Below are 13341 nucleotides of genomic sequence, written 5' to 3'. Positions count from 1 at the left end.
TCCTCCTATTATTGCAACCCGTCGTCGGCCCAAAATGGGTTGACGATATTGTTTGTTGCAGATACAACTTTTGCCATGAATTTTGACCGTCTGAACCCGAAGGAATCCGTTGGTTTCCTTTCCTGGAAGGCGTCCCGCGTCTTTGCCAACGATCTGGCCGTCCGCTTCGCCGAAGCGGGGGTCAAGATCACGGTGGAGCAGTGGCGCGCCTTGTTGCCCGCGTACAAGATCGACGGGCTGACTCAGGGAAGGCTTTGTGATATGCTCTCCCAGGAAAAAACCGGTGTCAGCCGTCTTGTGGCGGCCCTGGAAAAACATGGCCTCGTACGCCGAGAGCCGGGGGACGACGACCGAAGGGTCAAGTGCATATACATAACCAAGAAGGGCCGTGAACTGGTGGATTTCACCCTGGACATAGTTCTGGAGAGCCGCGCCGCGATAGTCAGGCATGTGGACCCAGAGGACCTCGCCGTGTGCAAGCGGGTTCTGTGGCAGCTCATCGAACCCCACCTGGACGAAGCCTGTTGCATGAGGAACGAATCATGTTGAAATTGGGGGCCGGGGGGCAGAAGTGGCTGAAGGGACTGCATTTGTGCACGGTCGCCTGCTGGGTCGGGGGCGGCATCGCCCCTGATTCTTCTCTATTTTTTCAAGCCGGGCGCGACGGATGGGCGCGAGCTTTACGGCATGAACCGGGCCATCCATCATGTGGACATGGCCGTGGTGGTCGTGCCGGGCGCTTTCGGCTGCCTGCTTACCGGGCTGGCCTATTCCCTGTTCACCGGATTCGGTTTTTTCCGGCACGGCTGGCTGATCTTCAAATGGGTCGTCACGGTTACGGCCATCGTCTTCGGCACAGTCTGCCTCGGTCCCTGGGAGACGGCAATGATGCACATCTCCGGCGAGCTGGGCTTTGATGCGCTGCGTGACGGGGCGTATCTGTATAATCAGAAAATGAATTTCATATGGGGACTCGTCCAGGTTGCGGTCCTGGTCGCCACGATTTTTGTGTTTGTTTTCAAGCCCTGGAAAAACTTACGGAAGAAGAGTGAGTGATGAAGAGATTCCTGAAGAGTGCGGTAGTCTTTTGCCTAGCGGTCCTGCTGGCCGTTCCGGCCCTGGCCCAGGCGCCGGGTGCGAGTCCCGCGTCCCCTGTGGTCACGGCCAAGGTGACCTGCGGCGACATGGCTCCCCATATCGAATTCATCGGCACGGTTTATTTCACGGAAACTTCCAACGTGGCCGCCGAGGTCGAGGGCAAGGTTGTGTCCTTGGACGTGGAGGACGGCCAGCGCGTCGCCAAGGGCGATCCCCTGGTGGTCCTTTCTTCGGACATTCTGGACAGTAGCATCGCCAACGCTCGAGCCCTGGTGGATCAGGCCCAGGCCGACTACGAGCTGGCCAAGCTCGAAAACGAGCGGACCACCAAATTGTTCAAGAGCCGCACCGTGGCCGAGGGCGAATACGACGACAAGCGGCTGTCCGCCCTGTCCGCCGAAAAGAATATGATCGCCGCCCGGGCCATTCTTAACCGGCTGCTCACAGAGCGCGGCAAGAAGACCATCCGCGCGCCCTACGACGGCGTTGTCCTGGAGCGCAGGGCGTTTCGGGGCGACTGGGTCTCCGTGGGCGCCACCGTGGCCGTCATGGCCGCGGACAAGGATTTCGACGTGGTGGTCAACGCCCCGCGTGAGGCCTTCGGCGTGGTCAAGCCTGGCCTGAAGGTGACCGTCAAGGTGGCGGGCCGTGACGTGGAGGGTTCGGTCTTTGCGGCCATTCCCAAGGGCGACGTGGCTACGCGCACCTTTCCGGTCAAGATTCGCGTGCACAACGACGGGTTCCTGGCCGAGGGCATGGAGGCCCGGGTGGTCCTGCCCAAGGGATTGGGCGGAAAGACCCTGATCGTGCCGCGCGACGCGATCATCTCCTCCCGCGGGCAGATGGTCGTCTGGGCCGTGGTGGACGGCAAGGCCGACCCCATGCCCGTGTACGTGGTCGGCTACCGGGGCATGGAGGCCGGGGTTAAGTCCAAGACCCTGCGGGAGGGCATGGACGTGGTCGTCAAGGGCAACGAGCGGCTCCAGCCGCAACAGCCCGTGGCTGCGCAACCCGCCGGGCTGCCCTAGGAGGGATCGTGGATATCGTCGGAACCGCCATACGTAAGCCCGTGGCCGTCCTGGTGGGCGTCATCCTCGTCGTCATGTTCGGCGCGGTGGCTCTGCTCGGCCTGCCGTACCAGCTCTCGCCCAACGTGACCGAGCCGGTCATCACCGTGACCACCACCTGGACCGGGGCCACGCCTTACGAGATGGAGCGCGATGTGGCCGAGGAGCAGGAAAAGGTACTCAAAGGCATCCCCGGCCTGACCGAGATGGAGAGCGCCAACTACAACGCCCGCACCGAACTGACCCTGACTTTCGAGATCGGCACCGAGATCGACAGCGCCCTGCTACGCGTGTCCAATAAGCTCGACGAGGTGCCGGAATACCCGGACGACGTGGACCGGCCGATCATCTCGGCCACGGGCGCGACCACCTCCCCGGTCATCTGGATGGTCCTCGAAACCCTGCCGGGCAACGACAAGGACGTGACCACCTACCGGACGTTCTTCGAAAACGAGGTCCGGCAGTACATCGAGCGCGTCCCGGGCGTGGCCGAGCTGTTCATCGGGGGCGGGCGCGAGGACGAGATGGACGTCATCGTCGATCCAGTCAAGCTCGCTTCCTACAACCTGACCGCCACCGAATTGATCGAGGTGCTCAGGAGCGAGAACGTGTCCGTGTCGGCGGGCACCCTGGGGGTTGGCCGCCGGGACTACCGCATCCGCACCCCCGCCGACTTCAAGACCCCGGAGGACGTCGAGTCCGTGGTCATCTCCTCGTCCGGCCAGTACCGCGTCAACCTGGGCGACGTGGCCACGGTGTCGCGCGGCAACGAGAAGCCCACAGTGGCCATGCGCCACAACGGCAAGACCGGCATGGTCGTGGGCGTGCGCCCCGAGCCGGGCACCAACATCCTGACCATGACCGACAGCGTCCATCAGGTCATCGAGGACCTCAACGCCGGACGCCTGGCCGGGCAGGGCGTGCGTTTCAACTGGGTCTACGACCAGCGGCCGTACATCAACGGCGCCATCGACCTGGTCCAGCGCAACATCCTCATCGGCTCGGTCCTGGCCATCGCAGTCCTGTTCATCTTTCTCCAGTCCGTCAGCTCCACGGTTATCGTGGCCGTGAGCATACCGGTGTCCATTGTGGGCGCGTTCATCATCTTCGCGGCCGTCGGGCGGTCCCTGAACATCGTCTCCATGGCGGGCATCTCGTTCGCCGTGGGCATGCTCGTGGACAACGCCATCGTGGTCCTTGAAAACGTGGACCGCCACAGGCGCATGGGCAAATCGTCGTTCAAGGCCGCCTACGACGGGGCTAGCGAGGTCTGGGGCGCGGTCCTGGCCTCCACCCTGACCACCGTGGCCGTGTTCCTGCCCGTGGTCTTCATGGAGCAGGAGGCCGGGCAGCTGTTCAAGGACATCGCCATCGCCGTGACCTGCGCCATCGTCCTGTCCATGCTCGTGTCCGTCCTGGTTATCCCCATGCTGGCCAACCAGTTCTACCGCATCGCGGACCGCCGCAAACGGCCCGGGGGCGGGGAGGACGGGCCGCGCGCACCGGCCGGGCTGTCCCTGGTCAAGCGGGTGATGGCCCCCCTGACCTTGGTCGGCGGCAAGTCGGCCGACGGGATCATCAACCTGCTCTCCCTGGCCATCGACAACTGGAAGGGGCGGCTGATCACGGTTTTCGCCCTGACCGCCGTGTCCGTGCTCATGGTCGTGACCATGTTCCCGAAGATGGAGTACCTTCCCCAGGGCAACCGCAATCTCATCCTGAACATCCTCATTCCGCCGCCAGGCCTGTCCTTCGAGGAGCGCGACGACATCGGCAAGTACGTCTTCGACCGGGTCAGGCCCCGGTTCCGCAAGGAAGTGGACGGCACTCCCGGCGTGGACGAGCTCTTCTACGTGTCCGCGCCGACCATCAATCTGTTCGGGGCCATTTCCACCCAGGAGCAGAACGCGGGCAAGCTCATCCCCGAGCTCATGGGGATCATCAGATCCATTCCCGGCATGTTCGGCGTGTCGCTCCAGGCGTCCATCTTCGAACAGGGGCTGGGCGAAGGCCGGGTCATCAACGTGGATTTCTCGGGCGAGGACTTGAACCAGCTAGTGTCCGCGGCCGGGGCCATGTTCGGCATGACCATGCAGACCATCCACGGTGCGCAGATCCGGCCCATCCCGTCCCTGGAACTGCTTTACCCCGAGGTGCGCTTCCATCCCTACCGCGACCGGCTCAAGGCCGTGGGGCTGAGTTCGGAAGACCTGGGTACCGCGCTGGACGTCATCCTGGACGGACGCCAGGTGGGCGACTTTAAGGAAGAGGGCAAGAAAAAGATCGACCTGGTGCTCAAGGCCTCGGCCGAGGACGTGGCCACGCCCGAGGAACTGTATTCGCAGCTCGTGGCCACTCCCAAGGGATGGGCCGTGCCGCTGTCGTCGCTGGCCGCCATGGAGAACACCTATGGAGTGACTCAGATCCGCCATCTGGAGAGGCAGCGGACCATCACCCTCCAGGTCACGCCGCCCGTGGACATGCCCCTGCAATCCGCCATGGAGATCATCGAACAGCAACTTTTGCCCCAGGTGGAGCAGACCGGGCTCATGCACGGCGTGTCCGTGCGGTTGTCCGGCGCGGCCGACAAGCTCACCGTGACCCGAGAGGCACTCCAGTGGAACTTCATCCTGGCGCTGGTCATCACCTACCTGCTCATGTCCGCGCTGTTCGAAAATTTTATCTACCCGCTGATCATCATGTTCACCGTACCCCTGGCGGGTGCAGGCGGGTTCATGGGGCTGCGCCTGGAAAATCTGTTCATCGCTCCACAGCCCCTCGACATCCTGACCATGCTCGGGTTCGTCATCCTTATCGGTGTGGTCGTGAACAACGCCATCCTTATCGTCCACCAGTCGCTCGGCAACGTCCGGGAACAAGGCATGGACTACAAGGAAGCAGTGCTCGAAGCCACCCGGACCAGGTTGCGGCCTATTTACATGTCCGCCACCACCTCGGTTTTCGGAATGCTCCCCCTGGCCGTGGCTCCCGGCCCCGGCTCCGAGCTGTATCGCGGCCTGGGAGCGGTGGTTCTGGGCGGGCTGGCCTTGTCCACGGTTTTTACCGTGTTCGTCATTCCGGCTCTGCTCATGTTCGTCATCCCCATGGAGAAGCGGGGCGGCAAGCGCGAAGAAGCCTGATCGCATCCTACAAGCAAACAAACGGCCCGCCATGTTCGTCATGGCGGGCCGTTTTATTTTTGCGGCGATCGCGGATTAATCGTTCGCTCGGGTGGGGTTGTCCAGGACCCGCTCCACCGCGTCCCGGATTCGGGACCGGATTTCGTAATCCGAGATGCGGTCGGAGAGGACGATGGACCCGGCCTGGGCATAGGCGGCCGGGAGCAAATTCAGGGTCAGGGCGTAGATGTCCTGGATGTCGAGGTCCTCGAAAATATAGTCTTCGTAATATTCCTCGATGATCTCCGGGATCAGCGTGGCAACCCGGTTTTCATTGCGGTTCGCTATTTTGGAGACGTCCACCCCGCGTATCTTCAACGTTTTTTTGAGCATGGTCGGCCCTCCCTCGGGGTTCTGCGGTTTTTGTCAGGAGTTGCGGCATGGTAACCCGTATGGCCGTTGCTTGGCAATCGAATGGTATATTTCATGCTACGGATATAGTGAAGCCGTCTTCGTTTTCCCGGTTGAAACCTTTGCGTGGAGAAGCTCCATGTCCACCAAACCTATTGAACAGACTGTACAAGGGTACACGTACAGGCGTTCGAGAAAAACCGTTTCGGACAGCGAATTTCCCCTTGGACCGGAGCAGTCAAAAAACCGGCGGGACGAGGTCGCGTCGTCCGGCGCGGTTATGCGCGGCTATCTTCGCGATCTGCTCTCCTCGGCAACGCCGGACAACAGCCGCGAGTTGGCCTTTGTCGACATCGAAGCCCGGTATGACGATATGCTCAAGACATGGAACGACGAAGTCGAGGCCGATCTCGAAAGTCTGGGCGTGGACACTTCCGCCGCTTTCCGCCTTCACTACGATTCCGCCGGGTCCGCCACCGTAATCGGCGAGCACCCGGACCGGGAGATGATAAATGCCTATTTTTCGGCCAATCCCGACAAGGTCGAGCAACTCGGCCGGACCCTCCAGTTCGGTAAACTCGTCGCCACGGCCAAGAACCGTCTCTCCGAACAGGACATGAACCGAACCCTGTCCACCGACGCCATGGCCTGGTGGTACTCCACCAACATGAATACCCAGGACCTCTTCGCTCCCGGCGGCATAGTCGTCGGTGCCGGTTTCACCCCCTACAAGGGATTGGACATCAGGGTGTAGAAAGGGGGATGCCTCCGGCGGCCGGGGGAAGGGGAAAGGGAAACCCTTTGAAAAGGGCTTTCCCTTTCCCCTTCCCCGGACCCCATCCCCTTTTCCTTCCTAAACTTTTTGGGTCGCTTCGCGTTTGGGTCGCAGGGGGAAGTTCGAAGGTGCCCTTTTTCTGGATCTCCCGAAAATTATGAGCGTGTTCCCCGCGAAGCGGCGCTAAAAAGTTTTGGAGAGTCCAGAGAACCTTTTTCAAAAGGTTCTCTGGCGGGTCCAGGGCAGCGCCCTGGCCGTCGGAGACGCCCGCCGGCGAGGCCTCCCTTCCTGTCGTCCCGTTCGTCGGGCGCAAAAAAACGGGGGCATGTGTCCATGCCCCCGTTGCGGGTCGTGTGGTTGGCCGTGTTTAGGCGCAGTCTTTCAGGTATTGTTCCAGGCGGTTCATGCCTTCCTCGATGTTGGCCATGGAGGTGGCGTAGGAGAAGCGGACGTAGCCTTCCGCGCCTTGTCCGAAGTCGATGCCGGGTGTGACGGCGACATGGGCTTTTTCGAGGATATCGTAGGCCAGTTCCAGGGAGGAGCCGTTGAACTTGGCGGCCTGGTTGCGCATGTTGACGAGGATGTAGAAGGCGCCGGTGGGCTCGTTCTTGACGGGCAGCCCCATGTTGTTGAGGCGTTCGAGCATGTAGACGCGTCGCTTGTTGTAGGTGGCCTTCATGCGTTCGACGTCGGCCCCTGCTTCCTTGAGGGCGGCCAGTCCGCCCCATTGGGCCATGGTGTTGGCCGAGATGAAGAAGTTCTGGCAGAGGTTCCGGAGGGTGCGCATGAAGTTCGGCGGGGAGATGAGGTAGCCGAGCCGCCAGCCGGTCATGGCGTAGAGCTTGGAGAAGCCGTTGAAGACGAATGCGCGGTCCGTGTATTCGAGAATGGAGTGTTCCTTACCTTCGTAGACCAGGCCGTGGTAGATTTCGTCCGAGATGATCCACAGGTCGTGCTCTTCGGCGATTTCCGCGATGGCCTTGAGGCGCTCCTCGGAGAGCAGGGTGCCGGTGGGGTTGGCCGGTGAGTTGATGAGGATGGCCTTGATCCCATCGTTTTCGGCCAGGGCCTTGCGGATGGCGGACACGCGGTACTGGAAGCCGTCGTCCTCGAAGACCGGGACTTTGACGGGTTCGGCTCCTGAGAACAGGATGAAATTGTCGTAGCAGGCGTAGCACGGATCGGACGTGATGACCTTGTCGCCTTTCTGGAGGATCGTGGAGAAGAGGACGAGCATGGCCGGGCTGGTGCCCTGGGTGACGACCATGTTGTCGGGATCGAGGGTCACGCCGTAGCGTTTTTCGTAGTCTTCACAGATGGCTTCGCGCAGTTCGCGGATGCCGAGTGAATGGGTGTAGTGGGTCAGGTTCTCGTCGAGGGCCTTGCAGGCGGCCTTCTTCGCGCATTCGGGGGTGTCGAAGTCGGGTTCGCCCACACACATGCGGATGACGGACTGCCCGGCCCGCTCCATGGCTTCGGCTTTTTCGTTAATCTCCATGGCCAGGAACGGGGCGATGCCGCAGCATCTGTCGGATATGCTCATGTCGCGTCTCTTAAAATAAAACCCCGCCCCTCGCCGATGCAGCAAGAGGCGGGGAAGTTTGTCGAAGTTTAATCTTTTACGCTACTTCCACGATTTCAATATCAAAGACCAGCGTTTCACCGGCCAGGGGGTGGTTGCCGTCCAGGGTCACCGTTTCGGCGTCGAACTCGGTCACACGGACATAGGCGGGCTGGCCGTCCTCGGTGCGGATTTCCAGCATGATTCCCTCTTCCAGTTCCACGTCGGGGGGAAGCTGCTCGCGACGGACCTGGAAGACCAGTTCTGCGCTGGGGGAGCCGTATCCCTCTTCGGGCGGGATTTCCACGGTCACGGTGTCGCCCGCGGACCGGCCTATCACGGCATTCTCGAAACCGGCGATGACCATGCCTTCTCCGAGCTTGAACTCCAGCGGCTCGCGGCCCTGGCTGGAATCGAACTGGCTGCCGTCCTCCTTGAGGGTGCCGGTGTAGTGAACCTTGACGGTGCTGCCTTTCTGCGCAGTCATAGAATCTCCTGGATGGTTGTTGGACCCGGCCTTGGCCGGGTGGATTTCCTCAGTATAGCCTATTTTGACCTAGAAGTCGAAGTTGATGACCTTGCGGACCTCTTCCATGGTCTGCTGGGCATATACACGGGCTTTCGCGTTGCCGGCTTCGAGGATTTCCCGCACCCGTTCGTCGGTGCAGGCGGCGCGGCGTTCGTGCAGGGGGGTGAGGAACTGTTCCAGGGATTTCATGAGCAGCTTCTTGCAGTCCACGCAGCCCCAGGAGGCGTCCTTGCACCCCTTGACGATCTCGGGGAGTTTCTCCGGGTCGGTCATGAGCTTGTGGTAGGGGAAGAGGTTGCAGATTTCGGGATCGCCCGGATCGGACTTGCGCAGCCGGTTTTCGTCGGTCTTCATGCCGCGAACCTTGGGCATGATCTCGTCCATCGGCTCGGAGAGCATGATGGAGTTGCCGTAGCTCTTGGACATCTTGCGTCCGTCCAGGCCGGGCAGGACCGGAGCCTCGGTGAGCATGTCGGCCGGTTCCGGGAACAGTTCGGTGTTGTTCAGGTGGTTGAAGCGGCGCGCGATTTCGCGGGTCAGCTCCAGGTGGGGCAACTGGTCCTTGCCGACGGGCACAGCCAGGGGCTTGTACATGAGAATGTCGACGGACATGAGGACCGGATAGCCGAGAAATCCGTGGGTGTTCAGGTCTTTTTGGGTCAACTGTTCCTTCTGGTCCTTGTACGTGGGGCAGCGTTCGAGCCAGCCCAGCGGGGTGTACATGGACAGAATCAGGTTGAGTTCGGCGTGCTCCTTGATCTGGGACTGCTGGAAGATGGAGCATTTTTCCGGATCCAGTCCGGCGGCCACCCAATCCTTGACCAGGCCGGGAATGAAACCCTTGATGCGGGTGGGATCGGCGTATTCGCTGGTCAGGGCGTGCCAGTCGGCCACGAAGAAATAACAGTCATATTCTTCCTGAAGCTTCAGCCAGTTGTCGATGACGCCGAAGTAGTGGCCGAGGTGAAGGGGACCGGTGGGTCTCATGCCGGAGAGGATTCGTTGTTTTTCGCTCATGATGAAGTGGTCTGCGGTTAGAGGTTAGAGGGGCACACCCAGCAGGGAGCCCAGGCCTCGGACCAGGGGAACGATCACCCGGCCGACGATATCAAGCCCGGTGTATCGGCCGAGCAGGATGATGGCTATGAGGATGATGAACCCGTAGCGGCTCAGCGACATATACTTGTAGGCGGCCCGGGGAGAGAGAAAGTACGCCAGGATGTTGCTGCCGTCCAGCGGCGGGATGGGCAAAAGATTGAAGGCGGCCAGAATGAGGTTCACGAAGACCCCGTAATAGGCGACGGCATAGAGGGCGTTGGCGGGGCTCAGCCCGAACAGCCCCATGAGATGGAACGCGGCGGCGAACGCGGCGGCCAGGATGAAGTTGATGCCCGGCCCGGCCATGGCGGTGAACATCATGCCCTTGCGCGGGTTGCGGAAGTAGCGGGCGTTGACCGGAACGGGTCTCGCCCAGCCGAAATGGACGAAAAAGAACGCCAGGGTGCCGATGGGGTCCAGGTGCTTGAGCGGGTTGAGGGTCAGCCGTCCCTCGGACTTGGCCGTGGGGTCGCCCAGGAGGTAGGCCACATAACCGTGGGCCACTTCGTGGAAGACCAGGGCGATGAGCAGCCCGGGCGCCAGGGTCAGGTATATCTGGATATCCTGTGCGGTGATATTGAACATCTGGTGCGGCTACCATGCAACGGGGTTGGGCGGCAAGCGATTTCAGCCGGGGAACCCGCCGTGTACGGCGGTTTTTACGCGATTTTCGCTTTTGGGGAGAGCCTGGGAAGACCGCTCGGACGCGCCTTGCGCGGCATAGGCTCCCGCGCGGCAAAAAGCCGGACGCCTCCCCCTGCGGGAAGGCGTCGTCTCGGGAAGGAACTCTCGGGGCGTTCGGTTACGCGCCGGCTTTGTTCAGGGCCATCCTTACCTTGTCCTTTAATTCGGTCAGATCCACCGACTTGACCACGTAGTAGTCGGCCGCGATGGATTTGAGATCATGCTGGAAGGAATCGTAGGCCGTCGAGAGTATGACGGGGATCTGTTGGTCCTTGGTGCGGATTTCCTGCAACAGGTCGAGCCCGGAACGATTGACGCCCAGTTTGATGTCCAGAATGACGATGGTCGGATGTTCCCTGGCGACGACGTCAAGAATATCCTCTTCGCCGTCCGAGGTGGCCACGGTGTAGCCGTCCGCCTCCAGTTCTTCCCTATAGAGCATTCGGATGTGTTTTTCATCGTCGACGACGAGAATCTTTGGTTGACTCATGGCTTCCTCCTTGGATTTAGCCCTTGTTCTGAACATAGGCGATATTTCGGTTTAGGGTCAACCGCGGTTTGAACCTTTATGGCGAATAATCATCGCGTTCCCGGTCCGCGAGGCGGCGGGGGCCGGACTTGAACTCGGCCGCCAACATGGGTACTGTCCGCCCAGCCGTTGGCCCTCAAAATGACCTGCGGCAAAGGAGACCCACATGATCTTTGTCAATCTTGAACCGGACGGAAAGCGCATCGAGCTGAGCGACATTCGCACGGTGCAGGCTGTACTGAACAGATTGCAGCTCCGTTCCACCATGGCTCTCGTCGCCCGGGGCGGCGAGCTGCTCACCCCGGACCGCAAGCTTTCCCACGGCGACGAGCTTCTGGTCCGCAAAGTAACCTCGGCCGGCTAGGGGGGCGAGATATGAAATGCACCCGATGCCGCAAGACGGCCCATGTTGCCTTGCCGAGCCATCATTCCGGCTTTTGCGCGGATTGTTATCCGCTCTTTTTCACCAAGCAGGTGGAGACTGCCATCCGCCGCGAAAAGATGTTCACCCGCGATGACCGGATTCTGGTGGCCCTGTCCGGGGGCAAGGATTCCCTCGCGCTGATGCTCGAATTGAAGTTGCAGGGGTACGACGTGACCGGCCTGCATATTGATCTGGGCATCCCGAATTCGTCGGAGAAGGCCCGGAAAAAGGTCGAGGATTTCTGCGCGCTTCACGGACTGCCCTTGCGCGTCTTCGAGATGGCGGCCTGGGGGCTGCCTATCCCCGACGTCAAAAAGCACATCAAACGCCCGGTCTGCGCCGTGTGCGGAAAGATGAAGCGTCATCATTTCAACCGCATCGCCGTGGAGGAGGGCTTCGACGTCCTGGCCACGGGCCACAACCTCGACGACGAGGTGGCTCGGCTGTTCGCCAACACCCTGCGCTGGGACACGGCCTACCTGTCCGATCAGGGGCCGGTCCTGCCCGCGTCCGAGGGATTCGTGCGCAAGGTCAAGCCGCTGTTCAGGTTGAGCGAGTTCGAGACCGCGAACTACGCCTTTCTCAAGGAAATAGAAATACATTCCGATCCCTGTCCGTATGCCTCGGGGGCCAGTTTCACCAGCCACAAGGAATTGTGGGGAGAGCTTGAGCACCGCAGCCCCGGCCAGAAGCTCCAATTCTATCAGTCGTTCCTCAAGAATGGAAAGCCCGCTTTCGCTCACATGGAGAAGGAAAGCGGGGCCGAACTCGCCCCGTGCACCGAGTGCGGATCGCCCACCAGCGCCGAGATATGCTCGGTCTGCCGTATCAAGGCGGCCGTGGCCGAGAGCAAGGCGCAGGCGGAGTAGGGCTGTGGCCGCTCCGAGAATATCCGTGACCATGCCCTGCTACGAGTGCGGGGATACCGTGGCCGGGGCGCTCGATTCGCTCCTGGCCCAGGATGGCGCGGACTTCGAAGTGGTGGCCGTGGACGACGGCAGCACCGACGACACCGCGGGAATCCTGGCCGAATACGCGCGCCGGGATTCCCGCGTCCGTTGCTTGTCCATCGCGCACGGCGGCGTCATCCGGGCGGCCAACGCGGCCATCGAAGCCGCGCGGGGCGAGTTCATCGCGCGCATGGACGCCGACGATATTGTCCTGCCGGGACGGCTGGCGGCGCAGGCAACGCTTCTCGACAACCGCCCCGATGTCGGTCTCGTCGGTTGCCGGGTGCGATTCGGCGGCTGCCGCGAGACCTGTCGCGGGTATGCTCATTACGTGGACTGGACCAACAAGCTGCTGACCCACGAGGCCATCAGCCTGAATAGGTTCGTGGAATTTCCCGTGCCCAACCCGTCCATCATGTTCCGGCGGTCCTGTCTTGATAAATACGGTCCCTACCGGGAAGGCGATTTTCCCGAGGATTACGACCTGCTCCTGCGCTGGTTGGAGGGCGGTGTGCGCATGATGAAGGCTGACGCCGAGCTGCTGGTCTGGAACGATCCGCCGGACAGGCTGTCGCGCACCCATCCGCGTTACGATGTGGACGCTTTCTACCGCATCAAGACCGAGTATCTGGCGCGCTGGCTGGAGCGCAACAATCCGCATCATCCGGTGGTCCACATTCTCGGTTCGGGGCGGACCACCCGCAAGCGGGCCGACCTGCTGCTTGCCCACGGCATCGAATTCGCCGCCTATTATGATGTGGACCCGAAAAAGATCGGCCACACCGTGAACGGCCTGACGGTCCGCGATCGCGAGGAGGTTCCGGGGCCGGGGGAAGGGTTCTGCATCCCCTACGTGGCCAGTCGGGGCGCGCGCGAGGATATTTTCAAGTTCTTGGACGCGCGGGGCTGTGTCCTTGGCCGGGACTACATTCCGGCCGCCTGATTATCGTCTTCGTCTAGCCAAACGTGCCGGAATCTGGCACTCTTTCCTTTAGACAAGGGTTCTTCCTTGTCCCGCATCCGCATCGGATCGCGGCCCCGGCCAAGAGCGCAAGGCCGGGGACAAACCGCTCAAGCCGGTCGCCTCCGGTTCGGG

At 61.5% G+C, this 13341-nt stretch carries 14 protein-coding genes; 8 read left to right on the top strand and 6 right to left on the bottom strand.

The window, feature by feature from the left end:
* Positions 1-75: 75 nt before the first annotated feature.
* The 4 genes from LF599_RS12795 (at position 76) to LF599_RS12780 (ending at position 5305) form a co-directional block, all read left to right on the top strand.
* Positions 76-549, top strand: coding sequence for a MarR family winged helix-turn-helix transcriptional regulator (locus tag LF599_RS12795; RefSeq protein WP_279521049.1), 474 nt, complete (start codon positions 76-78; stop codon positions 547-549).
* 138 nt (positions 550-687) lie between these two features.
* Positions 688-1056 carry a hypothetical protein gene (locus tag LF599_RS12790; protein WP_279521048.1) on the top strand — a complete coding sequence of 123 codons (369 nt, stop codon included), beginning with the start codon at positions 688-690 and terminating at the stop codon, positions 1054-1056.
* Positions 1056-2126: an efflux RND transporter periplasmic adaptor subunit gene (locus tag LF599_RS12785; protein ID WP_279521047.1), complete on the top strand. Its 1071-nt coding sequence runs from the start codon at positions 1056-1058 to the stop codon at positions 2124-2126. The genes LF599_RS12790 and LF599_RS12785 overlap by 1 nt, the downstream gene beginning before the upstream one ends.
* 8 nt (positions 2127-2134) lie before the next feature.
* Positions 2135-5305, top strand: coding sequence for an efflux RND transporter permease subunit (locus LF599_RS12780; protein ID WP_279521046.1), 3171 nt, complete (start codon positions 2135-2137; stop codon positions 5303-5305).
* Between the two features lie 75 nt (positions 5306-5380).
* Here LF599_RS12780 and LF599_RS12775 read toward each other — a convergent pair whose 3' ends face one another.
* Positions 5381-5677, bottom strand: coding sequence for a late competence development ComFB family protein (locus LF599_RS12775; RefSeq protein WP_279521045.1), 297 nt, complete (start codon positions 5675-5677; stop codon positions 5381-5383).
* 157 nt (positions 5678-5834) lie between these two features.
* Here LF599_RS12775 and LF599_RS12770 point away from each other — a divergent pair, with 157 nt between their 5' ends.
* Complete coding sequence (locus tag LF599_RS12770; protein ID WP_279521044.1) at positions 5835-6449, top strand: hypothetical protein; 615 nt, start codon at positions 5835-5837, stop codon at positions 6447-6449.
* Positions 6450-6837: 388 nt separating this feature from the next.
* On the opposite strand, the gene LF599_RS12765 is transcribed toward LF599_RS12770, so the two are convergent.
* The 5 genes from LF599_RS12765 to LF599_RS12745 all read right to left on the bottom strand — a co-directional run bounded on the left by LF599_RS12765 (position 6838) and on the right by LF599_RS12745 (position 10832).
* Complete coding sequence (locus LF599_RS12765) at positions 6838-8013, bottom strand: pyridoxal phosphate-dependent aminotransferase (RefSeq protein WP_279521043.1); 1176 nt, start codon at positions 8011-8013, stop codon at positions 6838-6840.
* Positions 8014-8089: 76 nt separating this feature from the next.
* A complete protein-coding gene (locus LF599_RS12760) occupies positions 8090-8518 on the bottom strand; it encodes an FKBP-type peptidyl-prolyl cis-trans isomerase (protein WP_279521042.1) in 429 nt (142 codons plus the stop codon).
* A 69-nt stretch (positions 8519-8587) separates the two neighbouring features.
* Entirely contained in the window at positions 8588-9577 is a 990-nt protein-coding gene (trpS, locus tag LF599_RS12755; RefSeq protein ID WP_279521041.1) for a tryptophan--tRNA ligase, read from the bottom strand.
* Positions 9578-9601: 24 nt separating this feature from the next.
* Positions 9602-10243 carry a site-2 protease family protein gene (locus LF599_RS12750; protein ID WP_279521040.1) on the bottom strand — a complete coding sequence of 214 codons (642 nt, stop codon included), beginning with the start codon at positions 10241-10243 and terminating at the stop codon, positions 9602-9604.
* A gap of 217 nt (positions 10244-10460) precedes the next feature.
* Positions 10461-10832 (bottom strand): response regulator, encoded by a 372-nt coding sequence (locus LF599_RS12745; protein WP_269942140.1) that lies wholly within the window; start codon positions 10830-10832, stop codon positions 10461-10463.
* A 205-nt stretch (positions 10833-11037) separates the two neighbouring features.
* On the opposite strand from LF599_RS12745, the gene LF599_RS12740 reads away from it, so the two are divergent.
* From LF599_RS12740 to LF599_RS12730, 3 genes are read left to right on the top strand one after another with little or no spacing between them, the layout of a single operon-like run.
* Entirely contained in the window at positions 11038-11235 is a 198-nt protein-coding gene (locus LF599_RS12740; RefSeq protein ID WP_269942141.1) for a hypothetical protein, read from the top strand.
* Between the two features lie 11 nt (positions 11236-11246).
* Positions 11247-12164 (top strand): TIGR00269 family protein, encoded by a 918-nt coding sequence (locus LF599_RS12735; protein WP_279521039.1) that lies wholly within the window; start codon positions 11247-11249, stop codon positions 12162-12164.
* Positions 12165-12168: 4 nt separating this feature from the next.
* On the top strand, positions 12169-13188 hold the full coding sequence (locus LF599_RS12730; RefSeq protein WP_279521038.1) for a glycosyltransferase family 2 protein: 1020 nt from the start codon (positions 12169-12171) through the stop codon (positions 13186-13188).
* Positions 13189-13341: the final 153 nt, after the last annotated feature.

Source organism: Pseudodesulfovibrio thermohalotolerans (assembly GCF_021353295.2).
Taxonomy (GTDB): Bacteria; Desulfobacterota; Desulfovibrionia; order Desulfovibrionales; family Desulfovibrionaceae; genus Pseudodesulfovibrio; species Pseudodesulfovibrio thermohalotolerans.
This window is presented reverse-complemented; position numbering and strand designations above follow the sequence as displayed.